We start from the raw sequence: 21725 nt of genomic DNA, 5'->3' as shown, positions 1-21725 counted from the left end.
AGCCAAACAAAAGCTTTAGCGCAGGATAATTCTATGGTAGCTGCATCTGTTTATCAACACAATTCAAATCAGGTGGAAAAGGGGAGCATATCTGAGGCAAATTCCTCAGCAGCAGGTTCGCTAGTTGCGGCGGGACAAATGATATCTAACTTCCTGGCACTTTTAAACCGGGAAAGTTTAAAACAAGTAGTCCCAGATGTAGAAAGCTCACTCCACATCGTCAATCAAACCCTGTCGATGCTGGAAGCTCTACTGGAAAACCAAGATTTTGAGAAGGTTCTCCTGGAGATTTTGACTGCGATTACTATCAAGACGGCAGAGTTAATGAAGGCCGACCGAGTAACAATATTTTTTCTGGATGAAGACAAGAAGGAACTTTGGTCGGTAGTGGCAAAGGGAGAGGGAAACAACACCTTAGGAGAACTGCGATTTCCAGCTGATCAGGGCATTGTTGGTGAAGTAGCTACTTTCAAACGGGTGGTTAACGTTCCCTACGATTTTTATGATGACCCTCGTTCTAACACTGCCAAAAAGTCTGACAAAAAAACTGGATATCGCACCTATACCCTGCTAGCATTGCCCCTGTTGAATCGACAGGGAGATTTAGTTGCCGTAGTCCAATTACTCAATAAGGTCAAAAATTCCTATACACAGAACGCTTCCTTAAACGATAAAATTGACCGACAGGGCTTTACTGAGGAAGATCAAAAACTGTTTAAGAATTTTGCCCCTTCGATGCGGCTGGTTCTAGAATCTTCCAAGTCGTTGTACGGAGCTACCCAGAGACAAAGAGCAGCAACAGCACTGATCAAAGCTACAGAATCCCTCAATCTCAGCAGTTTGGATCTAGAAGAAACCCTCACGCGGGTGATGGATGAGGCGAAAACGCTGATGAAAGCCGACCGTAGTACCCTGTGGCTAATTGACCGAGAGCGTAATGAACTGTGGGCGCAAATTCCCCAAGCGGATGGTTCCTCCCAAGAAATCCGGATCCTAATGGGGGTTGGCTTTGCCGGCAAGGTAGCTCAAAGCGGTGAAGCTCTAAATATTCCTTTTGACCTATATGATCATCCCAATTCTGACAATTCTAAAAAAGTTGATCAGGAATCTGGTTATCGCACCTGTAGCCTGTTGTGTATGCCAGTGTATAACTCCAATCAAGAGTTAATAGGTGTAACCCAGCTAGTCAACAAGAAAAAGACCGGTGATAATGATCCTTACAATCCGAATGATTGGCCTGAAGCTCCGGAATGCTGGCAAGCAAGTTTTAATCGGATTGATGAAGAATACATGAAAGCCTTCAATATTCAAGCTGGGGTAGCCATACAGCGAGCGAAACTGTTTGCCACCATCAAACAGCAGGAACAAATTCAGCGGGATATGCTGCGCAGCCTCAGTAATGGGGTTATTTCCACCGATAAAACCGGTAAGATTATCGCTACCAATGAAAGTGCCAAGAAATTGCTGGGGTATGACCCTGGAGACAGCTTGGAGGGGTTATCGGTTAGTCAGTTTATTAACATCAAAGGGGGAAATTTTGCTCAATGGCTCCAGAACGCTTTAACTGCCAAGACAGCAAAAGACAGCCGTCAGTACTACCCCGACCAAACCCTGATCTCCCAGGGGTTAGAATCAAGCAAGCATTGTGTGAATCTTTCGATTAACTCTATTGCTGATGCCAGCGATCAAACCCATGTCTATGCTGCATTGGTAGTCATGGATGACATTAGTGATGAAAAACGCCTCAAGACTACCATGTATCGCTATATGACCCAGGAGTTAGCAGAGGAATTACTTAAGCTTGATGACCATAAATTAGGAGGCGATCGCAAAGAGGTATCCGTTCTGTTCTCCGATATTCGTGGCTATACTGCCTTGACCGAAAGTTTAAAGGCAGAAGAGGTCGTGCGTATGCTCAACGACTATTTTGAGTCGATGGTGGATGCAATTTTTGAATATAAAGGTACCCTCGACAAATACATTGGCGATGCGATTATGGCTGTTTTTGGTTCGCCCTTGCCCCAAGAGGATCATGCTTGGAGAGCAGTGCAAACAGCTTTAGAGATGCGCCGCCGTCTCAAAGAGTTTAATCAGCAACGTGTTGAAACTAATCGAAAACCTTTAAAGATCGGCATTGGGATCAACTCCGATAGCGTCATTAGTGGTAATATCGGTTCAACTAAACGAATGGAGTTTACCTCTATTGGTGATGGAGTCAATTTAGGTGCTCGCTTGGAAACAGCTAGCAAGCAGTACGGTTGTGACATCCTAATTAGTGAAAATACTTACAGAGCCTGTCCTGAACAGATCTTGGCCAGGGAATTGGACAAGGTAATTGTTAAGGGCAAGACCAAGCCAGTATCCATTTATGAATTGGTGGGTCTAAAATCTGAACCGATTTCGGAGTACAAAGAACGAATCATTGAACATTACGATAAAGGCCGTCAGTATTACCTCCAGCGACAGTTCGCCCAAGCCATGGGTGAGTTTGGCACCATTATAGAAAAATATGACAAAGATGACCAAGCCTCTTTATTGCACCTGAGCCGTTGTCAGCGTTTTCTTCAAGAACCTCCTAAGGATGACTGGGATGGTGGCTGGAAGTTGTTAGAGAAATAGTCGTTAGTCCTTAGTAATTGGTAAAAGGATAATTGCGGGTTATAGCAATTATCAGCAGCGTTTGAGCAACATTGCTTATCCTTTTAAGGCAAAAGGCAAAAGGCAAAAGGCAAAAGGCAAAAGGCAAAAGGCAAAAGGCAAAAGGCAAAAGGTAATACTAAAGAGGGTTTTAAGCGATGCAGCGCCGACCTGAAGGGAGCCAGTGCCTTCATGATGGGCTCCCCCCCATGAGCAACGGTTGTAGTTTCCACGGGGCTTACAGGGATGTAGGGCGGACGCAGGTGACCCAAACAGAACCCAAACCATGAGCGACTGCATCCCTGTTCCCTGTTCCCTGTTCCCTGTTCCCTGTTCCCTGTTCCCTGTTCCCTGTTCCCTGTTCCCTGTTCCCTGGACTAATCGATTAACGATTAGAGAACCTTGTGAGTGTACTCGTGCTGTTTGACATTATCTTCCTTAGTAACAACTCGCTGCATATTTAGCAACCGCTTGCGTTCTGTGGAAAAGTTGAAGTTATCAAACGTTGTGCCGAGGGGAATATGAGCGATCGCTTCTGGACAACTCTTATAAGTGCGTGCAGCGGCGAGAGCTCGGTTAGTAAAATCATCGCAAAACTGAGCATCTTCTGGGAACTCAGCGGGTTTGAGAAGGCTATCCCCTGAGATTACTTTACCTAGAGTCGTACCACAAGCCACTGAGTAAGATGTAGGAACGCTTTTAAGCAATGCTTCTAGGGAGGCTGAGGGGATGGGTTCAATAATTTGAACTTGATGGACTTCCCCCTCTTCTTTGATAAAGCAGGTGGCTAAGCCCACCACCAGGTAGTTATCGGTAGATAAATCGGGAGCATTAGCTAAGGGAGTTACAGCGGTCATAAGACGATTTCAGTAAACGATTTCAAACCAAGATATATCACGCGCCAAGATATATCAAATCAATAGCTTTGGTGGCATTCTATCAGCAGAGCAGGTCAGCTGATACCGATTAATCCAACAGCCGGTCACCTAACTCTTTTCTAAGTCTTTTATTAGAGTGATGGCTTTTTGGGATTAAAGCAACCGTAATATTACCCAACCAGGAACCATATTTGACTGGAGGTGGATGACTTATAACGGATTGAGCTGTTATTTGTAGATTTAAGGATGGCTGGGGTAAACAACCTGGAAGCGTTATGATTAGGTTTCAAAAAGCAAAAGCAGCTTTTGGCTACCTGCCATTATGTGTTTTTGTTTATACCGTTGATGATATGGCGTTGGAAAATATATAGTAAAGTATAATGCTACGTGAACATCATGACATAACACTACTAAAGTTGCGCCAGCAAGTTGGCTTAACTCAGCGAGAACTTGCTGAGGCTCTTGGAGTAACCCAAAAAACCATTTCCATTTGGGAAAGGGGTAAAATGCAGCCTAAGCTCTCCTTTTGGCAGACTAAGTTAATGATGGAAAAGCTCAACTGCACCCTTGATCAGCTAATCATTGCCACTGAGCTGAAACACCAGAATGAAAATGAAATTAAATCACCCCCAGTGGTACCACATAATCCCAGATTTTTCTAAAACTCAAGGGTGGAATCTTGGCCTTTGGCTAGGTCTGAATGATGTACCTTGGGGGGCTGACTGCATATAATGGGTTGACTAGCGTCAGCACTAGGGCGCTAGTCGTTTGAATCTATGAGGATTAGCACAATGCTGGTGCCCTTTGGACAATCGTCCTTTGGAATATAGCTGAGTAAAAACCATGTCGTTACCAAAACTGTTACGAGCACTATGCCCAAGGTTAGCGTACTCTACGATCAAATGTAGTTAATGCTCCTTAGACCAGTCTAAAAGCTGTGGAACTCTTAGTCCCATGGCTTTTTGTTTGTTCTCAACTACAAAACCCCCTTAGAGCTTGGAATCATCCCTGCACGACGAGGATCAATTTCCACAGCCATGCGCATTGCTCTGGCAAATGCCTTGAATGTCGCTTCAATAATATGATGTGAATTGATCCCATCTAGTTGGCGGATATGTAGGGTGAGCTGACTATGGTTAACCAGTGCGACAAAAAACTCCCGCACCAGCTGGGTATCATAGGTTCCGACACGCTGGGTAGGAATTTCTAAGCCATAGCTTAAGTGAGGACGCCCAGAAAAATCTAGAGATACCAGAATCAATGCCTCATCTAGGGGAGCCAGGAAATTCCCGAAGCGGAAAATTCCTTTGCGATCGCTTAATGCTTTTGCCAAGGCTTGCCCTAGGGTAATCCCAACATCTTCGTTAGTGTGGTGATCATCAATTTCTAGGTCCCCATTTGCCTGCACCTCCAAGTCAATCAGTCCATGGGAAGAGATTTGATGCAGCATATGGTCTAAAAATGGGATGCCTGTATTAGCGGTGCAGATACCTGTACCATCTAAATTCAGTGACACTTGTACATCAGTTTCCCCAGTAGTACGCCTGACTGAGGCTGTTCGCGCCTTTAACTTAGACTCTTGGGTGTTGAGAATTATCGCTCCGCTCTCGATCTGCGTCGGGTTATCGCTTACTTGCATTACATCTGTGCTCCTGTCTAACTTAGCTTCATCCGCTCAATTGCCTCACAACGAACATGCGCAGCATGAGTGTGAGATCAATTGCGGACAGGGTTTATATCGTTTATACTAGATATAGTAGGGAATATAAATTAAGAGCTAACCGCCACCTACGTGCTTAAAAATAGAACATATAGTATTGTTCCGGCGGGTCGGGGCATCCTGTGTCGTTAATAAAGTAACCCGTGTATCCGTGCGCCATAGCTGGAGTTGGTAAAAAGCCCACACTGAACCGTGCTTGTCAGTGTGGGAGTATGTCACCTACATCCCCATTATTTCGTAACCAGCGTCTACATATAAAACCTGACCAGTGATGCCACTGGCTAAATCACTACACAAGAAGGCAGCTGCTTTACCCACTTCTTCCTGAGTAACAGTGCGGCGCAGTGGTGCTACTTTCTCTACATGATGAATCATATCCATTATCCCCCCAACTGCTGAAGAGGCTAAGGTCCGGATTGGTCCTGCGGAGATAGCATTGACCCGAATCGTTTGGGGTCCGAGTTCTGCTGCGAGGTAACGAACACTCATTTCCAGTGCTGCTTTGGCAACACCCATCACATTATAATTGGGAATTACTTTAACCCCGCCAAGATAGCTGAGGGTGACAATGCTACCCCCATCAGTCATCAAGTGTTTCCAAGCTGCTGTTAGTCGATTGAGGGAGTAACTGCTAATGTCTAAGGCTAGGGAAAACCCCTCACGGGATGTCTGACTAAATTCTCCCGATAGATCTTCTTTATTGGCAAAGGCTAAACAGTGAATCAGGATGTCCAGTTTGCCCCATTGTTTTGCGATCGCATCCGCAATCGCTTCAATTTGGGCATCGTTTCGGACATCACAGGGCATGATAAGGCTAGGCTCGAGCGGCTCTACCAGGTCTCGAACTTTTTTCTCATAGCGACCTTTTTCGTCAGGCAAAAAGTTCACACCTAAATTTGCCCCCGCGTTGTGCAACTGTTGGGCGATCCCCCAAGCAATGGAGCGGTTGTTGGCGATGCCAGTGACAAAAGCATTTTTTCCGTTGAGATCGAGCATGGTTTTGAGGTTGAGTCGCGCTATGAGTCAGGGTTGAAGGTTAGTTAGCCATCTATGACAGCCCAGTTATTATATCCCTGAATGCAGCAACGTTGAGTTTTTCAGCTCCATCTCAACTAGTAATAGGTAATTGTGAGCCCAAGTCTGGTCAAGTATTAAATTGTTATAATTTTTATTATAAATTTTCAGTATAAACGTTTATTATCGTTTATAAGCAAGCGTGCCAGGTAATAAAACTACCTCTATCGGCGATCTGCAATCACCCGGAAGCGAAATAGCGACTAACTCCCCAAGTTAATAGGGATGGGTTATGGCAAGTTTGGTGAGGTTACTCACCCGACTAGAACCAGGGAAATGGCTATTGTGCACCCCATACCCGTTCGCTCCACACCCCAAACCGGGTCTCCTGTTTACCCTTCAGGCTTACCCCCTGAGGTCAGCACCAATCATGACCCCTGAGGTTTTTAGTGTTTGGTAGCAATTTTTACAAAAAATTAGCTCAGATTGATATTAAGTAGTGGGAATTGACACTCACCGGCCTGTTCGCGTAGCGTGGCCAAAGGCCAAACGCGAACGGCTTTGCCAAAAGGCGCGGGGATTCCTAGATCTACGAGCCGCCGTAAACCGCCGAGTTCCTATTTTTGACGCCGCCAAAAACAAGACAATACAAAACCCGCAAATCCGTGAAAACACCAAATTCCCAGTCAATTCACGACCGACCTAGAGGGCAGTTCTCCTTAGGCGTTCAAGTACTTGTTGGAAGTGCCTTAAAAGTCCGTTTCCCTTCCTTTTCCTCAAGTTCCGGTGTGCCCCACCGTACTTTGTTTTATCTCAAAGGTTATTCTTCTAGGTTCACACGCCAACTGTTGATTGACGATTGGGTTTTTAAAGAGGACTTTCCCAGAGACGAAACCTTAGTAGAGTGGAGCCTTACTACAAAACCTTTTCCCTATGCTGCATAACCTGCCGACTATAAAGGCTCCACTCTACTTACGGTAACTTCAAGCCCTCTAGGCATTACTTCTTTATGGGCAATCAATTGCGGATCTCTCTTCCGGTTGAGCCAACGGTTTCTCAGCCTGTACCTATCTAGATTATACACCAAACAGACGTGGATTTTCAGAAAGCCGTCCTAGAAGGACGGGGTTTTAAACCCAATATTTTTGATAAATTTGTCGATTCCACGATGATTGGTACTAATCGCCGCTTCTCCCCCCAGGGGTTAAGTAAGAATCAAGCCAAGAGCTTGCTAAAATATAGACTAGCAGTTAATACTGTTGGCCTGTTGGCAAATTAGCTCAAAACTTGCCCGGTGCGGTTACAGTCGTCGAATTAAATTCGCCACGGGTCGCACCGCCGAAATTGATGGGCAAGGGGAATTGGAAACGGTTGTAGCAGTTCACAACAAACTAAATAAAACTGTTTAAAATCCGCTAAAATAGCCTAAATATACCAGATTAATGAGCTAATCCGTGGCTTAACATCCCCGGAAGTCTCTTAAATGTAAATAGATAGGGGCATTTGTACAAAGAAATAGATATGGATAGGGTTGTGACGCAGGATACACCACTAGCGGCTGTGTTTCGTCAGATTGGTAGAGGAGCGTTTCCACCAGTCGTAGAAACCTATGAGCGAAGTAAGACGATTTTCTTTCCAGGAGATCCAGCTGAACGGGTTTACTTTTTGCTAAAAGGTGCTGTAAAACTTTCTAGAGTATACGAAGTAGGGGAAGAAATTACTGTAGCACTGCTGCGAGAAAATACGGTTTTCGGTGTTCTATCCCTGATTACTGGTCACCAATCTGATCGGTTCTACCATGCAGTTGCCTTTACAACTGTAGAGTTACTCTCTTCCCCGATTGACCAGGTCGAAAAAGCACTGAAGGAAAACCCGGAATTATCAATGTTGATGTTACGGGGGCTATCGTCTCGGATATTACAGACGGAAATGATGATCGAAACCCTAGCTCATCGGGATATGGAGTCTCGATTGGTGAGTTTTCTATTAATTCTCTGCCGTGACTTTGGGATACCCTGTGGCGATGGCATTACCATTGAACTGAAGTTGTCCCATCAAGCGATCGCAGAAGCTATCGGTTCGACTCGGGTGACTGTCACCCGTCTACTGGGAGACCTACGGGAAAAAGAAATGATTTCGATTCACAAGAAAAAAATTACTGTCCACAAGCCAGTGGTTTTGAGTCAGCAATTTACTTGAAAATTAGTGATTGCAACAACAATAAACCTGATTGCGACCATTAGATTTAGCAATCCGTAGGTTCTCGTCAGCAGATCGCAGTAGGCTTTCCCCTCTATGGTCGTCCGTATGGTTAAGGGAAGCAACACCCAAGCTAATGGTAATTCCGAGCACCAATCTTCCATCAATCTGAAACGGTTGATCGCTAATAATATGTCGCACTCGATTAGCCACTGCTAGGGCTTCTTCACAGTCAGTGTGACTAAGAATGATCACAAACTCTTCTCCACCATAGCGAAAGAGGGAATCTTGAATTCGTAGGTTATGTTTGAGACGACTTGCCAGTAGCTTGAGAGCGCGATCGCCTACCGGATGTCCGTAGTTGTCGTTGATGGACTTGAAATAGTCTACATCTAGGATAATCAGACTCAGGGGCGTTGATTGACTAAAGGCATTTTCGACTTGTCGGGGTAACTCCCATTCCATTGCCCGACGATTGCTCAATTCTGTCAAGGGATCAACCAATGCTATCCTAGATAGGAAATCATTAGTGTGCATTGCTTGCCGGTATAGTCGCACTCCTCGTAACCCTGCCTGAATTTGTGCCTTAAGCAACCGATTTTCTGCTACAGCTATGGCTGAGTCTTGATTACTGATTGAACTGATCCGTAAGTAGGCATCTGCACCGTTTTCTAGGGCTTGAGCACATTCTCTTAACTCCCAGTTTGGGTCTCGGCCCATTTTTGTAATCGCTATTTCGGGCAAGTCATTGATCAAAATGCAGTATATCCAACCGAGCAGCTTTTGTTCTTTAATATGACGACATATTTGTAAACTAGCCACCTGGGTTGCCTGCAAAATTAAAATAGCGGGTTGTCTAGTCTTGATGAGTTGTATGACATCATCAAGTTCCCAAGATACCTCGACAGTGCTAGACCTTATATAGCAAGTCCGCTTCACAAATGCAGTGATAAACTGTTTATTTCCTACTACTAATATAGAAGTATCGTTTTTATTTATAGTTAGCTCTACAGAGCTAATACATTCACCAGCAATTAATAATCTTAACACTGCTACTTCTTCAAGAAAGTATTAGCTAATACGTTTGGCTCTAAATTCACCAGTCTATGGGATTGGCTATGGGATAGATAGATTCTAGATAACTAGATAAATTTCTCCTATTGCTGACTATCGTTTGGGAGCTCAAGTACAGTTGGATCAGTTACCAATTTCCCATTGCCGATTCCCGATTCCCCGATATGGATTGTGAATCACGAGCTGTGGAACTCTTGATAAATTAGGTAATTTGATATTATAACAATCATTTTTAAACTATCTTATTGTATATAGCAATTATAAATAGGTTGTGAAATATCAAGCGGCCAGGATGCCAATAATACCATGATTTTGGGTTTATAGATTTTCACAACTCGTTTACAATTGTTATATCGTTTTTAGTTTAACTAGTTTTATTGAACATAAACCTGAATAACAATAAAAATTAGTTTAATCCCCGATGAATCCAAAGCCAACTTAGGCACAACTTAGGCACAACTTAGGCACATCTTAGGCACATCTTAGGCACATAGTTAATTAGGGGTTACTCAGCCGAAGCTGAGCACAGGGATTATTCTATTTATACTTTCCTCTAATACTCTCTTGTTTTTATCACAAGTGGCAGTAGCAATTTCCTGGTATCCAGGTAATTTTTCTAAATCTTTATCGAAGATGGTGAAAACACCTAACTGTTCAACTGAGTGAGAGCATTATTATTCCCACTAACCTCTAATATCAAGTCAGGTTGAATACCCATAATTAGAGGGAGGGTGGGGAGATGGGGAGATGGGGACCCACCCCTAACCCCTCCCAGGAGGGGGAGATGGGGAGATGGGGAGATGGGGAGATTTTTATTAAGGGTAATTATTTCGACATGATCTAAAAAATTTCTTGCAGCCGGAGAGCCTGTGGTCTGCTGCTTAATTAGGATGAAAACTAGCTACAGAATTTATCCCTGTATTTCCTTGAACTCAATGACCATCTTTGTTCCCACCTAAGATAGACTACATTCCCTACATCGTTAACCAACACCTAAGCTGGTATTCATTTAAATTCCATTGTTCTGACAGCAGGTGAGCAAGGGAGCAGGTTTTTTTATAACTGAATAATATCCAATTTAAATGCGCAACACCTAGTTAACCAACACCTAGTTAACCAAAATAATATAACTTACTGATGTATTGTCGTTCGCGTAGCGTCGGCTTTGCCGAAAGGTTAATGTTTGAAGGTTGATAGTCAAAGGTTAACCATTAGCCGTTCGGCAATTTTGATTAAGCTGTCACCCATCTAATTTGCATACTTAGAACGAGGGGGAGAGTGGCAGAGGGATTGACGACTTTTTCCGTTCGCGTAGCGTGGCCATTCGCACCTCAAGCAGCGTGGCAAAAGGCCAAGCGTGGCCAACGGCCAAGGCCTTAAGTAGCAAATCGGCCAATCAAATCACACTAGCTTACTTGGTAGCTTACTCCACGGTGTGACCGACAGTCGTTATGATCTGTCTAATTGAATCTTCAGAGGCTTCGGTTTCAACTCTAACTGTCTTTGATGTTACATCCACTGCGACTTTAGAATCTGGCTCCTGTTGGAGTATACCTTCGGTAATGGTCTTAGCACAGACATCACACGCAATACTGGGAACTTTTAACTGTACTACTGCCATAGTCAATACTCAATCAGTTTTTCTGACACCGGTTAATCAGCTTCCCCTTAAAGCTCGCAGCCCAAGCTAGCAAGGTTAATGCTTACCAATAACTTAGCTCGATTGACGATAATACTCAATGGGCCTAGCCAGGATTGACTAGACCCATTCGAGTGGAAAAAGACAAATTTTCAACGAGTTAACTTTCTGACTACCAGTTTTGAATCACTACTATGGTTGGCAAACTACACAGATACACCTAATACTACATCTCACACAGTCGTGTCTTTCCGGACTTTGGTTTGGCTTACTCCAACTTCTGTTGGTTTTTGGCCACTTGATGCTATGTTCGATTGGTGCCTACTGTGGCTGGGTCATAGACCGCTAGAAATCATCTTATCTATGCCCATTTAGGTTTTGGCTTCAGGTTTTTCTCTGAAGGATGACTTCCACTCTTTAAATCTAACACGACCTTCTGGAGATTCCGAATACTTGTTGTTAAAGTTAAGGAGTCTTTACAAACTGCAACGATTAGATGAAAAATTATGAAGGGTCTGGGATTTCCCCAATAGGTTGCACCAATACTCAAAGGGCCTAGCCAGGATTGACTAGACCCATCTGAGTGGAAAAAGACAAATTTTCAACGAGTTAACTTTCTGACTACCAGTTTTGATCACTATGGTTGGCAAACTACACAGATACACCTAATACTACATCTCACACAGTCGTGTCTTTCCGGACTTTGGTTTGGCTTACTCCAACTTCTGTTGGTTTTTGGCCACTTGATGCTATGTTCGATTGGTGCCTACTGTGGCTGGGTCATAGACCGGTAGAAATCATCTTATCTATGCCCATTTGGTTCTTAGCTTCAGGTTTTTTTCTGAAGGATGACTTCCACTCTTTAAAGCTAACACGGCTTTCTGGAGATTACGAATACTTGTTGTTAAAGTTAAGGAGTCTTTACAAACTGCAACGATTAGATTAAGAAGGTTGAAGGTTGTTCGCGTAGCGTGGCCAAAGGCCAAGGTGACAGGTTGAAGGTGACAGGTTGAAGGTTACAGGTTACAGGTTGAAGGTTACAGGTTGAAGGTTGCAGGTTGAAGGTTACAGGTTGCAGGTTACAGGTTGAAGGTTACAGGTTGAAGGTTACAGGTTGCAGGTTACAGGTTGCAGGTTATATGTAACAGGTTTAACGTTACAGATTGCTAGTTATACATCCGGCTTTCAGTTGTTAAGCCTCTAATCTTCAACCATCCAACCTTCAACCATCAAACCTCCAACCAACCAACCTCCAACCATCCAACCTTCAACCATCCAACCTTCAACCATCCAACCTTCAACCAACCAACCTCCAACCAACCAACCTCCAACCATCCAACCTTCAACCATCCAACCTTCAACCATCCAACCTTCAACCATCCAACCTTCAACCTATCAACCTTCAAGCTATCAACCTTCAACCTCCAAGCATCACAATGGTTTGCTCTCCTATAAAGGGTGGGCTTTCACCTTCGGTTCTATGTCACAATAGATCATAGGTAAATTAATAAATATAGCGATAGGGGTTTACTTCCCATAAGCCCATAGCCTAAAGCTGACTTGTAGAGAACCATGCCCGATATCCCTAATTATTTGCGCGGTAACGAAATCCGGCAAACTTTCCTCGATTTCTACTCCCAACGGCAACACAATGTATTGCCAAGTGCTTCGTTAGTACCGGAAGACCCGACGGTGTTGCTGACAATTGCGGGAATGTTGCCGTTTAAACCGATTTTTCTAGGACAACGTCAGTCGGAATTCCCTCGCGCCACCACCTCCCAAAAATGTATCCGCAACAANACCTGGTCATACAATTGTGACTGTACTTTGTGATGGCGGTGGTCGTTATCAATCACGGCTATTCAATCGGGAATGGTTGGTATCTAAAGGACTTTCTGTGGGTGATTGCACCTCTTGAGGAAAAAGGCTCAAGGGTTCATAATCTTTGTAAGTATTCAGCCAATGGCAACGGGAAACGGGGAACAGGGAGCATAAAGGACTTCTTGACACTTTTTACCAATCTTTAAGCATAACACAAATAAAAACAAATAAAAGTACCCTTTCGAGTACTGTCACAGATGCCAGCAAACTTGGTATTGTAATTGATATGGATCAATATCAAGCCTTGCTCTGTGAGCACCTTGAGCACCCTAGGCACCACGGATGTCCCTAAAAAGACACCTACAGACACTGGTGCCAAGGCTTTCGTAAGCATTCAGCCGTCAGCTGTCAGCTGTCAGCTTATTTTATTCAAAAGCACCGATCTAGTAGCGTGGGTGTAGCCCATAAACTGTTCCCGTAACGTAGCCATTCGCGTAGCGTGGCCAACGGCCAAGGCTAATGGCTGATAGCTGATAGCTGATAGCTGAGTGCTTACAGGCTTTCCACTTTGGAAAGACACCTCAAGTAAACTGAGCTTTTGGTTATCAGTCGAACCTAAGCTCCTTGGCTGTAGGGGCATAGGGGCTGATACCTGTTTGCATAAAGTGTAGCATGGGCGTCGCGCCTTAGCTGAACGCTCAAACTCGATCAGTGTCACAAATCAAGACTTAATTCTCATTATTTATTAAGAATAATCATGAGGCTTCTTCAAGAAAAACTGAAGTAATAAGCCTCAACTTGGTATGTTGATTTTTCTAGAGGAAGTACACCAGATGCAAACCCAAGACCTCCTAAAATCCCCTAATCGTCAAAAATTTGATGCAGTAGTTGATTCTAGCTGGAAACAAAAAGAAAACTCTGAGGTATATACATTTATTAAACGCCAACTCAAGTACTTCAATCTTGAACAGGAACTTGATATAGGCCAGATACTTTTTGAAGGCTGTCTTCGTGGTGTTAGCAAAATTGAATCTGGACAAGATATTCAAGACCCCTCAGACTGGCTAAAATCTACCTGCTTCTACATAATCCTAGAGCATATCCGCATCACTTACGTCTACAGCAGTTCTGACTGGCAGCTGACTACAAGCAATTGGGAGCAAGCATCGCCGACCCACGCCATGGGCACCTACAACTAATGTGGCAACTAATGTGGCAACTGATGTGGTAATTCTTTGATGATCATAAGGGCTATAGTCATTAGGGTCACTCTTGGACAAATGTAAGTAGGGGCATACTAAAACACCGCTATGGAAAGATTTTTTATGCCAATTTGGCAACACAGCTCCGTAACCTCATTGTTTCATGGTTATACCCTTGATCAATTTATTTTCCCCTACCTACTTATCAATGTCACAAATCGAGACTTAATCGTCACTAAGTGAGTAATAGTGATCATAAAGTTTCTCAAATACAATTGAAAGTCAGGGGCATTATCTGCTTTTAGTTTTACTGAGTAACTACACTATATGCAACCTATAAAACCTCCAAAGTCCCCTAATCGTAAACAATTTGATGCCGCTGTTAATTCTATTTTAAACCAAAGAGATAAATCTGGACTTTTTGCATTTATTGAATTCCGACTCAAGCAGTTCAACCTTGAACACAAATTTGATATCTTTGACATCTTTATCGAAAGCTATATTCGCGGAGTTAGCAAAATTGAATCTGGACAAGATATTGAAAATCCATCAGCTTGGCTAAGAACAACCTGCTTAAATGTGATTAGAGAGCATTTTGCCAAGAAAGGAAAGCATTGGAAAAAAGAACGTGAGTTTAGCTCTATAGAATACCAGATTAGCTCCAATGATGGTTCCGATTATTTATCGGATGAATATGTCAAGGAAATACTGTCAGATATTAGACAACTAGTAAGTCCTCTAGATTTTGATATTTTTGTGTTACGAGTGATGGAGGAATTGTCCTGGATTCAAATTGAAGAACGCCTGAACTTGGCAAGTAATACAGCCTTGCGAAAACGATATCAGCGTATGAGGAAAGTTTTGAGAGACTATTTTTTTGATATCGACAACTCTATGCTCGAAGACTATGGCTTATCCTGAAAGGCAACTTCCGACAAGGGCACAGTGAATAGAAGAGAATCCTTGAAACTTCTTAATCAAGTAAATTTGGTTAACTTGATTTATGTCCAGGTATAGCAAAGGGCTGACGGGCTAAAGGTTAAGTTAATCAAGGGCTTGACAACGGATTCAACGGTTGTATTCAGTTTAACCTTTGAAAAAAGCTAAGTCTACTGCCTGACCAAGTATAGTATCTCCGGTAGACCCGAAGTCCCTAACTTTACCCGTTTCCTAATTATCAGAACCGATATACCATCGTCAATGAATATCCACCAACGCGATTAAGATGGCGTCTAGACTTAGCTTCCACAAATCCAAAACGTTGATAAAGATTAACTGCAGGATTATCTAGCCGCACACTCAGTGATATGGCAGGAAAGTTTCCTCGTGCAACTGCAATAATTTATGTTAAGAGCTCCTACTTTGCCCCAGCCAGCTACGTACTTAAGCAGAATAGGGTGCGTCTTTACAGCTTTCCGCGAGGTTTCATGAGCCGCATATACCAGCATTTGCCACAAAAATGGTTCATCTTCAGGCATAACTGGATTGAGCGCAAGTTTCATATCTATTGCTTAACTGCAACAATGATGGATATTTTAGATCAGGGAAAGCAAATAAAGCACTATCCTTGAATGTATCCTTATCAATGAAGGGTCAAAGAACTGAATTCCATTTTGTTCATAGGTTTTGTAGTCGATCTCAGATATTTTATGAAATCCTAATCTTTCGAAGATTCGACACGAAGACTCACTTGCAGCACAGACCTTTATGAAGGAAACTCCACTGTTTTTAGCAGATTTTATGACTAACTGTGTTCCCAGTCCTTTTTTACGGTAGTTTGGCGCGATCGTTAATTGAAGAAAAGATATACCAGCCTGATTTGGATCAGTGATATCCTGGCCTAAATCTGCGAAGAAACGATGTCGCTTTTTTAATCCTGTGGACTTTTCAATTAGTTTCCTCTCTAAGGAGACTGTATCAATATTGGGATATGGCTCACTAAGGCGGAAACCAATTATTTCACCGCTACTCGCACTTTCAATAACCAAAGAGCATGGATTGGTGATTACAGAAGGGTGCGTGTGTGTCTGAATAATGTATTCGATCAATTCCTGTTTTGGAACAATTTTAGAGGCTACCATCAATTGAAACTCTGGATCATCATTAACCGAAACCGAGGTTAGGAGATGGGAGATACCTGGTACGTCAGCCAAAGTTGCATTGCGTAATATCTCTGTCATAGATAATCGCCCTAAATTAAATAGATCATGTCATTTTTGTTTTCGGGGCTTAAGTAGCGGTCATGAGTTATTTTAGTACATTTGTTCTGCGAAGACCTGCTCCCTGGCCCATTCCCTATGCCCAATCCTAATCAAGCAATCCCAGAAGATTTATGACCAGCATTAAGAACAGCGTTAATTACTTCTTTTACATCTTCAAGTTTAGCATTGGGGTTCAGTAGGGTAAACTTCAAAAAAGTATTGCCATTAAACCGTGTCTCACCAATAACTATGCCTTCTCCCATCAGAGTCAAGCGAATTTTTCTATTTATAGTATCAATATCTTTATTACCAATAGGTTTATATCGAAAAACTAACGAAGAGAGTTCTGGCTCATTTAACAGTTCTATCTGATCCAATCCCTTAAGGTATAAAGCAACAGCACGAGTAAGATCAAGTAAACCTTGAAGTATATCTTCTATACCAGACTGTTTCATCCCTTGGATCGTGAGCAGAAACTTCAAAGAATCAAACCTCCTAGATGTTTGCAGTGACTTCTCAACAAGGTTCTTCATTCCCACCTCAAAATCTTCTTTTCGATTCAGATAGTCTGACTCAAAATTTAGATTTTGTATAGATTCCTTCTTGTTGCAGAGAAATAAACTTGAAGAAATGGGTTGAAAAAGCATTTTATGCAGATCGATAGTAATAGAATTTGCCAAGGACAAATAGCGAGTCCACTTCACTTTTGGATTAAATATCATTGCTCCACCATAAGCAGCGTCTATATGGTGCCACATGCGGTATTCCTCAGCAATTTCAGCTATTTCTTTAATCGGGTCAACACTTCCATAGTCAGTTGTGCCAGCAGTAGATACAACACAAATTGGAATACAATTATTAGAAATATCTTTGACAAGCTGTTCTTGGAATTTTTTTAGATCAATTTTGAATTGTCTATCAACATCAAGCTTGACAACACTCTGTTCACCTAGACCTAATAACCAAGCACTTTTTTCAATTGTAAAATGAGAAACACTTGAACAGTAAATTCTAAATTTACTTTCTAGCTGACCTAATGACTCTCGCCTTGAATCAATATTATATTCTTGCCTCTTGATATCTCTAGCCAACAATATCCCCATCAAATTTGATTGACTTCCTCCGGAGGTAAAAACTCCATCAGAACGATGGTTTTTACCAAATATATTCTGTAGAAAAAAGCTAACGACAAGTTCATCAATTTCAGTGGCAAAAGGAGCTTGATACCATGAATCAAGGGAAGGATTTAAAAGCCCAATCAGATATTCCCCAATAACTGTTTCTATAGATACAGTACTATGAAGGTGAGCCATGTATAAAGGTGAATATATATTGACTGAATGCTCAATATATAGATTAGATATATCTTCTATAATAGAATCTAGACTTTTATCCGACTCAGTCGCTAAGTCAATACCTGAGATGAGTTCTTGCAACTGTTTTGGATCGACTCCAGAAAAGCAATGCCTGTCATTTTTTAACCGTTCAGCTAGTATTTCATTGATTCTAAGGATGCTTTTACTGATGGCATCCAATCCTTCACTATTATTGATGCCTAAGAAATGATTAGTTTTCATTAATGAATTTTTCAATTGTAGACACTACAGTCGCTAAACCTTTTTCCAGTTCTTCAATACCGATCGTTAAAGGTGGCAAAACTTTAAGAACTTGGTCGTTGATTCCTGCTGTTTCGATGATTAAACCCTGGCGAAAACATTCTCTGGAAATAATTTTGCTGAGTTTTTGATTAAAGCATTCAATGCCCCAGATGAGGCCACGCCCTCTAACTGCAAGCTTAGTATCAAAGCTTTCAAGAAGCTTAGTTAAGGTTTTTTTAACGATTTCTTCTCTTTTTTGTATGCCTTGAATAAACTCATCATTTACCCAGTAATAATTAAGGGCGGCTGCGGCTGTAACAAACGCAAGATTATGTCCTCTAAAGGTTCCATTGTGTTCTCCTGGAGTCCATTTATCTAAGTCCGGTTTTATTAGTGTTATAGAAAATGGAAGACCAATACCAGAGAGTGATTTTGATAAGCAGATAACATCAGGAGAGATGCCAGAATGCTCAAAGCTAAAAAACGTTCCAGTCCGACCACATCCGACTTGAATGTCATCAACAATTAGGATGATATCGTAATCGCGGCATATACTTTCAATTTCTCGAAGCCACTCATAGCTGGCAATCCGAATACCACCCTCAGCTTGAATTGTTTCTAAAATAACTGCTGCTGGGATATCATAACCGCTACCCCGATCTTCAAGATATTGCCGAAACATTTTCGCAGTATTAACTTGAGGACCATGATATCCGTCATAGGGAATAAAATAGCTGCCAACTAACTCAAGGCCAGCCCCTCGTCTTTTTCTGGCATTCCCTGTAAGGGACAATGAACCAAGTGTCATCCCATGAAAAGCATTGGTAAAGGTGGCAATCGTTGTTCTTCCTGTCACTTTTCTGGCAATTTTGATGGCCGCCTCTATTGAGTTTGTTCCAGTAGGACCGGGAAATTGAACCTTATAGTTCATGTTTCTTGGCTTGAAAATAATCTCATTAAATGCATGCAATAAGTCAGCTTTTGCACTAGTCATTAAGTCAAGACTGTGAATGATCCCATCTTCTATAAGATAGGAAATAAGTTGTTCTTTAATGTGATAATTGTTATGTCCATAGTTGAGCGCGCCAGCTCCACAGAAAAAATCAAGATATTCAGTGCCATCTTCATTAATAAGGGTTGCTCCCTTAGCTTTTTTAAAAACAGTAGGAAAAGCTCTACAGTAACTCCTAACCTCAGACTCTATCTCCTCAAAAATATTCATATTTATTTCTAATTTTATGGAATATAAATTTGGGAATTTTATGTTTCTACAGGAGTTGCCATACTAAAAAAGAGTTTATTCACCATAAAACCATTACTGGGTAATGGTTTCAGTTTAAAAAAACTGCTATACTTATAACTCTCTTGCCCAGTAATGTTTACAGATGGGCTTTAATTTAGCATAGTATCTCCGGTAAAACCGTTTTGACATAAGCTATCACAGTTTAGCAGAACAACTACCGAAAAACCAAAATTATCACAATTTCTTTAAAATTGCTATAGTTATGGCACTTCTCAATAGGCAATTGATAACTACCATAAATGGCTAATAGCTAATCCCTGACGGCTGAATGTTTAGGTTATTCTTAAGGATTTCCAGTGAAATAAGCAAATTTATGACGTAGAGTTTCACTGGTCTCAGGTGATTTCTGGGAAACAAAGATTTCTAAATACTCTTCCAACTTGGCGATTTGGTTTTTATAGGTATCAATATCATTGTCACTCAGCCAGCTAAATTGTTTGGCTATAACTAGATCAGCTTTATCTATCAACACGCTAAGGATTTGGTCAGCTTCAGCTAGTTCGAGGATCTCAGCCATACGGTTGCTGTCTGACACAGACAAACTTGGACGGGCTGCCAGTTGGCAATACTCCAGCAATAGTTCCAATCGGCGTAGATTTGATTGGGTTGGGCTTTCTCTTGAGATCGTGTACATAGAAAATCTGTTCATGTCACACCACTTGTTACTTTGATTGGGCTTCAGTCTTGATTGGGCTTCACTACATTAGTGAGATTTTTTATGTAATTAGGACACGAATCGAAAGGATTTCACAAAAGCTTTATATCTAAGAGGTTTTTTTTAAAGCAACTATGAAGCTTGATCAGGTTGAAGGTTGAAGGCTGAAGGTTGATCAGGTTGAATGTTGATCAGGTTGAAGGTTGAATGTTGATCAGGTTGAAGGTTGAATGTTGATCAGGTTGAAGGTTGAACGCGATTGCGTCGCCATTCGCGTAGCGTGGCCAAAGGCCAAGGCCAAGGTTTAAGAGGTTGAACGCGATTGCGTGGCCTTTTGGCCAAGGTTTAATAACCAGTTAACCTGTAACCAGTTAACCTGTTCCCTGTTCCCTGTTCCCTGTTCCCTGTTCCCTGTTCCCTGTTCCCTGTTCCCTGTTCCCTGTTCCCTATTCCCTGTTCCCTATTCCCTTTGCTATATGAGTTAGAATCTCTACCGTAGCTTGCCCAGTTTTTTGCCAACTAAATTCACTGGCTCTAGCAAGACCTGATTGGCGAAGATGCGATCGCATTTGAGCATCGGTTGCTACTGCTGCCATGGCTGCTGTGATTTCCTCAGGGTTGTAAGGATTGATTAATATAGCGGCATCTCCAGCTACTTCGGGTAAGGAGGAGAGATTGGCTGTAATTACGGGAGTACCGCAAGCCATTGCCTCTAATACAGGGATACCGAAGCCTTCCCAAAGACTGGGGAATACAAATGCGATCGCATGTCTAATCATGGTCGGTAATTGTTGCTGAGGAACATATCCCAGGAATTTGACCTGACTGGATATATCCAGTTCCTCCGCTTGGGCTTCCAGCAATGGTGTGTAGCGTTTATCCGTTGCGCCAGCAATCCAGAGTTGGTAGTCCTTGCAATTGGGTAGAGCAGCGAAAGCCTCAATCAGCCGATGGAGGTTTTTGTGGGGGTCTGGGCGTCCGATGTAGAGAAAATAGGGACAATTTTCCCGGTTTTCCCCATCTTTTTCCCCATCTACTGTATCCAGATAATTAGGACTTACGAAATTTAGTTGGTTTTGCCCCCCTGCCCCCCAATTCTGGGGGGTAATGATGTCAAAGTCCCCCAGAATTGGGGGATTTAGGGGGCACTTGCGTAAGTCCTGATAATAATATTGATTGGCATCGTAAGCCAGTAAGACCGGGGTAATTTTTGCGGCTGGAATCTTGAAGAAGTCAGTAAGGTCTCTAGCAGTAGCCCGAGAGTTACAGATGATGTGTTCTGCTTGAGCAAGAACTTGGGGGATATAGTAGCGTTGGTAGGTAGTTAAGGGTGAGAAACCCTGGGGAAACCGTAACCCAATCAAATCATGAACCATTACCACATAGCGGCAATTGGTGAACAGGGGAGCTTCTGGAACAGGAGAAAACAAAAGATCCGTTCGCAATTTTTTATAAATTCGCGGCAGTTGAAACTGAGTCCACAACAGACGACGAAAATGTCCTTTCGTGCCTTGTTCAGGGCTTAAATTCCCTGGAATTGGGTAGCAAGTGTAGGTAGTAGCACTACAGAAACGGCTAGACGCAGTGGAAGAAATTAGTAAGGTAGGGTCGAGAGCTTTTAAATAAGGAAAAAGATTAGCGGCATAGTTAGCAATACCCGTAGGTTGGGAAAATAGAATCGAGAGATTGACCAACAATTGGCTCATAAAAAAAGAATTAAGAATTAAGAATTAAGAATTAAGAATTAAGAATGAGCTATTTTGAAATTCTATATAAGGCAATAG

General features: G+C 42.3%; 23 protein-coding genes and 2 pseudogenes. 11 read left to right on the top strand and 14 right to left on the bottom strand.

Annotated features, from left to right (window positions below; all coding sequences use genetic code 11):
- Window positions 1-33 precede the first annotated feature (33 nt).
- Together F6K49_RS03760 and F6K49_RS03755 are read left to right on the top strand one after the other, a co-directional pair.
- Window positions 34-2619 carry an adenylate/guanylate cyclase domain-containing protein gene (locus tag F6K49_RS03760; protein ID WP_293094298.1) on the top strand — a complete coding sequence of 862 codons (2586 nt, stop codon included), beginning with the start codon at window positions 34-36 and terminating at the stop codon, window positions 2617-2619.
- Window positions 2620-2923: 304 nt separating this feature from the next.
- Window positions 2924-3064, top strand: coding sequence for a hypothetical protein (locus F6K49_RS03755; RefSeq protein WP_293019843.1), 141 nt, complete (start codon window positions 2924-2926; stop codon window positions 3062-3064).
- On the opposite strand, the gene F6K49_RS03750 is transcribed toward F6K49_RS03755, so the two are convergent.
- Window positions 3030-3494 (bottom strand): hypothetical protein, encoded by a 465-nt coding sequence (locus tag F6K49_RS03750; protein WP_293019845.1) that lies wholly within the window; start codon window positions 3492-3494, stop codon window positions 3030-3032. The two genes, F6K49_RS03755 and F6K49_RS03750, sit on opposite strands and share 35 nt — an antisense overlap.
- A gap of 401 nt (window positions 3495-3895) precedes the next feature.
- Here F6K49_RS03750 and F6K49_RS03745 point away from each other — a divergent pair, with 401 nt between their 5' ends.
- Window positions 3896-4177, top strand: coding sequence for a helix-turn-helix transcriptional regulator (locus F6K49_RS03745; RefSeq protein ID WP_293019847.1), 282 nt, complete (start codon window positions 3896-3898; stop codon window positions 4175-4177).
- Window positions 4178-4491: 314 nt separating this feature from the next.
- Here the strand turns inward: F6K49_RS03745 and hisB are convergent, their stop codons facing one another.
- Window positions 4492-5154 (bottom strand): imidazoleglycerol-phosphate dehydratase HisB, encoded by a 663-nt coding sequence (hisB, locus tag F6K49_RS03740; protein ID WP_293019849.1) that lies wholly within the window; start codon window positions 5152-5154, stop codon window positions 4492-4494.
- A 300-nt stretch (window positions 5155-5454) separates the two neighbouring features.
- Window positions 5455-6231: an enoyl-ACP reductase FabI gene (fabI, locus tag F6K49_RS03735; RefSeq protein WP_293019850.1), complete on the bottom strand. Its 777-nt coding sequence runs from the start codon at window positions 6229-6231 to the stop codon at window positions 5455-5457.
- Between the two features lie 517 nt (window positions 6232-6748).
- Here fabI and F6K49_RS03730 point away from each other — a divergent pair.
- The 3 genes from F6K49_RS03730 to ntcA all read left to right on the top strand — a co-directional run bounded on the left by F6K49_RS03730 (window position 6749) and on the right by ntcA (window position 8448).
- Window positions 6749-6955: a hypothetical protein gene (locus tag F6K49_RS03730; RefSeq protein ID WP_293080266.1), complete on the top strand. Its 207-nt coding sequence runs from the start codon at window positions 6749-6751 to the stop codon at window positions 6953-6955.
- Window positions 6956-7508: 553 nt separating this feature from the next.
- Window positions 7509-7658: a hypothetical protein gene (locus tag F6K49_RS03725; RefSeq protein ID WP_293019852.1), complete on the top strand. Its 150-nt coding sequence runs from the start codon at window positions 7509-7511 to the stop codon at window positions 7656-7658.
- Between the two features lie 112 nt (window positions 7659-7770).
- Window positions 7771-8448, top strand: coding sequence for a global nitrogen regulator NtcA (ntcA, locus tag F6K49_RS03720; RefSeq protein ID WP_293019853.1), 678 nt, complete (start codon window positions 7771-7773; stop codon window positions 8446-8448).
- Window positions 8449-8451: 3 nt separating this feature from the next.
- Here the strand turns inward: ntcA and F6K49_RS03715 are convergent, their stop codons facing one another.
- The 5 genes from F6K49_RS03715 to F6K49_RS03695 all read right to left on the bottom strand — a co-directional run bounded on the left by F6K49_RS03715 (window position 8452) and on the right by F6K49_RS03695 (window position 12541).
- A complete protein-coding gene (locus F6K49_RS03715; RefSeq protein ID WP_293019855.1) occupies window positions 8452-9498 on the bottom strand; it encodes a GGDEF domain-containing protein in 1047 nt (348 codons plus the stop codon).
- A gap of 1285 nt (window positions 9499-10783) precedes the next feature.
- A complete protein-coding gene (locus F6K49_RS03710) occupies window positions 10784-10918 on the bottom strand; it encodes a hypothetical protein (RefSeq protein WP_293024932.1) in 135 nt (44 codons plus the stop codon).
- Between the two features lie 27 nt (window positions 10919-10945).
- A complete protein-coding gene (locus F6K49_RS03705; protein ID WP_293024934.1) occupies window positions 10946-11143 on the bottom strand; it encodes a heavy-metal-associated domain-containing protein in 198 nt (65 codons plus the stop codon).
- 824 nt (window positions 11144-11967) lie between these two features.
- Entirely contained in the window at window positions 11968-12147 is a 180-nt protein-coding gene (locus F6K49_RS03700; protein ID WP_293024936.1) for a hypothetical protein, read from the bottom strand.
- Between the two features lie 214 nt (window positions 12148-12361).
- A complete protein-coding gene (locus tag F6K49_RS03695; RefSeq protein WP_293024938.1) occupies window positions 12362-12541 on the bottom strand; it encodes a hypothetical protein in 180 nt (59 codons plus the stop codon).
- Window positions 12542-12733: 192 nt separating this feature from the next.
- Here F6K49_RS03695 and F6K49_RS03690 point away from each other — a divergent pair.
- Both F6K49_RS03690 and F6K49_RS03685 read left to right on the top strand, forming a co-directional pair.
- A pseudogene (locus F6K49_RS03690) lies at window positions 12734-12955 on the top strand (alanine--tRNA ligase-related protein); the annotation flags it as partial.
- Between the two features lie 7 nt (window positions 12956-12962).
- Window positions 12963-13079 (top strand): annotated as a pseudogene (locus F6K49_RS03685) (cysteine synthase A); the annotation flags it as partial.
- Window positions 13080-13397: 318 nt separating this feature from the next.
- Here the strand turns inward: F6K49_RS03685 and F6K49_RS03680 are convergent.
- Complete coding sequence (locus F6K49_RS03680) at window positions 13398-13622, bottom strand: hypothetical protein (protein ID WP_293094296.1); 225 nt, start codon at window positions 13620-13622, stop codon at window positions 13398-13400.
- A 163-nt stretch (window positions 13623-13785) separates the two neighbouring features.
- Between F6K49_RS03680 and F6K49_RS03675 the strand changes: the two genes are divergently transcribed.
- Entirely contained in the window at window positions 13786-14181 is a 396-nt protein-coding gene (locus tag F6K49_RS03675) for a hypothetical protein (protein WP_293043361.1), read from the top strand.
- Window positions 14182-14511: 330 nt separating this feature from the next.
- Window positions 14512-15105 carry a sigma-70 family RNA polymerase sigma factor gene (locus F6K49_RS03670; protein ID WP_293094294.1) on the top strand — a complete coding sequence of 198 codons (594 nt, stop codon included), beginning with the start codon at window positions 14512-14514 and terminating at the stop codon, window positions 15103-15105.
- A 614-nt stretch (window positions 15106-15719) separates the two neighbouring features.
- Here F6K49_RS03670 and F6K49_RS03665 read toward each other — a convergent pair.
- The 4 genes from F6K49_RS03665 to F6K49_RS03650 all read right to left on the bottom strand — a co-directional run bounded on the left by F6K49_RS03665 (window position 15720) and on the right by F6K49_RS03650 (window position 19935).
- On the bottom strand, window positions 15720-16364 hold the full coding sequence (locus F6K49_RS03665; protein WP_293094292.1) for a GNAT family N-acetyltransferase: 645 nt from the start codon (window positions 16362-16364) through the stop codon (window positions 15720-15722).
- 131 nt (window positions 16365-16495) lie between these two features.
- Window positions 16496-17962: an aspartate aminotransferase family protein gene (locus F6K49_RS03660; RefSeq protein ID WP_293094290.1), complete on the bottom strand. Its 1467-nt coding sequence runs from the start codon at window positions 17960-17962 to the stop codon at window positions 16496-16498.
- Entirely contained in the window at window positions 17952-19205 is a 1254-nt protein-coding gene (gene ectB / locus F6K49_RS03655; protein WP_293094287.1) for a diaminobutyrate--2-oxoglutarate transaminase, read from the bottom strand. The genes F6K49_RS03660 and ectB overlap by 11 nt, the downstream gene beginning before the upstream one ends.
- Before the next feature lie 364 nt (window positions 19206-19569).
- A complete protein-coding gene (locus F6K49_RS03650; protein ID WP_293094283.1) occupies window positions 19570-19935 on the bottom strand; it encodes a hypothetical protein in 366 nt (121 codons plus the stop codon).
- A gap of 332 nt (window positions 19936-20267) precedes the next feature.
- Between F6K49_RS03650 and F6K49_RS03645 the strand changes: the two genes are divergently transcribed.
- Window positions 20268-20426, top strand: coding sequence for a hypothetical protein (locus tag F6K49_RS03645; protein ID WP_293019877.1), 159 nt, complete (start codon window positions 20268-20270; stop codon window positions 20424-20426).
- On the opposite strand, the gene F6K49_RS03640 is transcribed toward F6K49_RS03645, so the two are convergent.
- Window positions 20388-21647 carry a glycosyltransferase family 1 protein gene (locus F6K49_RS03640; RefSeq protein ID WP_293094279.1) on the bottom strand — a complete coding sequence of 420 codons (1260 nt, stop codon included), beginning with the start codon at window positions 21645-21647 and terminating at the stop codon, window positions 20388-20390. The two genes, F6K49_RS03645 and F6K49_RS03640, sit on opposite strands and share 39 nt — an antisense overlap.
- Window positions 21648-21725 lie beyond the last annotated feature (78 nt).

This window comes from Moorena sp. SIO3I6 (assembly GCF_010672095.1).
Note: the sequence above shows the minus strand (reverse complement) of the source record. Positions and strands in the feature narration are given on the sequence as shown.

What these genes read in the sequence shown, in the direction of transcription:
- F6K49_RS03760 (WP_293094298.1), top strand. Translation starts at nt 34, where the DNA reads ATGGTAGCTGCATCTGTTTATCAACACAATTCAAATCAGGTGGAAAAG.
- F6K49_RS03755 (WP_293019843.1), top strand. Translation starts at nt 2,924, where the DNA reads ATGAGCGACTGCATCCCTGTTCCCTGTTCCCTGTTCCCTGTTCCCTGT.
- F6K49_RS03750 (WP_293019845.1), bottom strand. Translation starts at nt 3,494, where the DNA reads ATGACCGCTGTAACTCCCTTAGCTAATGCTCCCGATTTATCTACCGAT.
- F6K49_RS03745 (WP_293019847.1), top strand. Translation starts at nt 3,896, where the DNA reads ATGCTACGTGAACATCATGACATAACACTACTAAAGTTGCGCCAGCAA.
- hisB (WP_293019849.1), bottom strand. Translation starts at nt 5,154, where the DNA reads ATGCAAGTAAGCGATAACCCGACGCAGATCGAGAGCGGAGCGATAATT.
- fabI (WP_293019850.1), bottom strand. Translation starts at nt 6,231, where the DNA reads ATGCTCGATCTCAACGGAAAAAATGCTTTTGTCACTGGCATCGCCAAC.
- ntcA (WP_293019853.1), top strand. Translation starts at nt 7,771, where the DNA reads ATGGATAGGGTTGTGACGCAGGATACACCACTAGCGGCTGTGTTTCGT.
- F6K49_RS03705 (WP_293024934.1), bottom strand. Translation starts at nt 11,143, where the DNA reads ATGGCAGTAGTACAGTTAAAAGTTCCCAGTATTGCGTGTGATGTCTGT.
- F6K49_RS03695 (WP_293024938.1), bottom strand. Translation starts at nt 12,541, where the DNA reads ATGGTTGAAGGTTGGATGGTTGAAGGTTGGATGGTTGAAGGTTGGATG.
- F6K49_RS03680 (WP_293094296.1), bottom strand. Translation starts at nt 13,622, where the DNA reads ATGCCCCTACAGCCAAGGAGCTTAGGTTCGACTGATAACCAAAAGCTC.
- F6K49_RS03675 (WP_293043361.1), top strand. Translation starts at nt 13,786, where the DNA reads ATGTTGATTTTTCTAGAGGAAGTACACCAGATGCAAACCCAAGACCTC.
- F6K49_RS03670 (WP_293094294.1), top strand. Translation starts at nt 14,512, where the DNA reads ATGCAACCTATAAAACCTCCAAAGTCCCCTAATCGTAAACAATTTGAT.
- F6K49_RS03665 (WP_293094292.1), bottom strand. Translation starts at nt 16,364, where the DNA reads ATGACAGAGATATTACGCAATGCAACTTTGGCTGACGTACCAGGTATC.
- F6K49_RS03660 (WP_293094290.1), bottom strand. Translation starts at nt 17,962, where the DNA reads ATGAAAACTAATCATTTCTTAGGCATCAATAATAGTGAAGGATTGGAT.
- ectB (WP_293094287.1), bottom strand. Translation starts at nt 19,205, where the DNA reads ATGAATATTTTTGAGGAGATAGAGTCTGAGGTTAGGAGTTACTGTAGA.
- F6K49_RS03650 (WP_293094283.1), bottom strand. Translation starts at nt 19,935, where the DNA reads ATGAACAGATTTTCTATGTACACGATCTCAAGAGAAAGCCCAACCCAA.
- F6K49_RS03640 (WP_293094279.1), bottom strand. Translation starts at nt 21,647, where the DNA reads ATGAGCCAATTGTTGGTCAATCTCTCGATTCTATTTTCCCAACCTACG.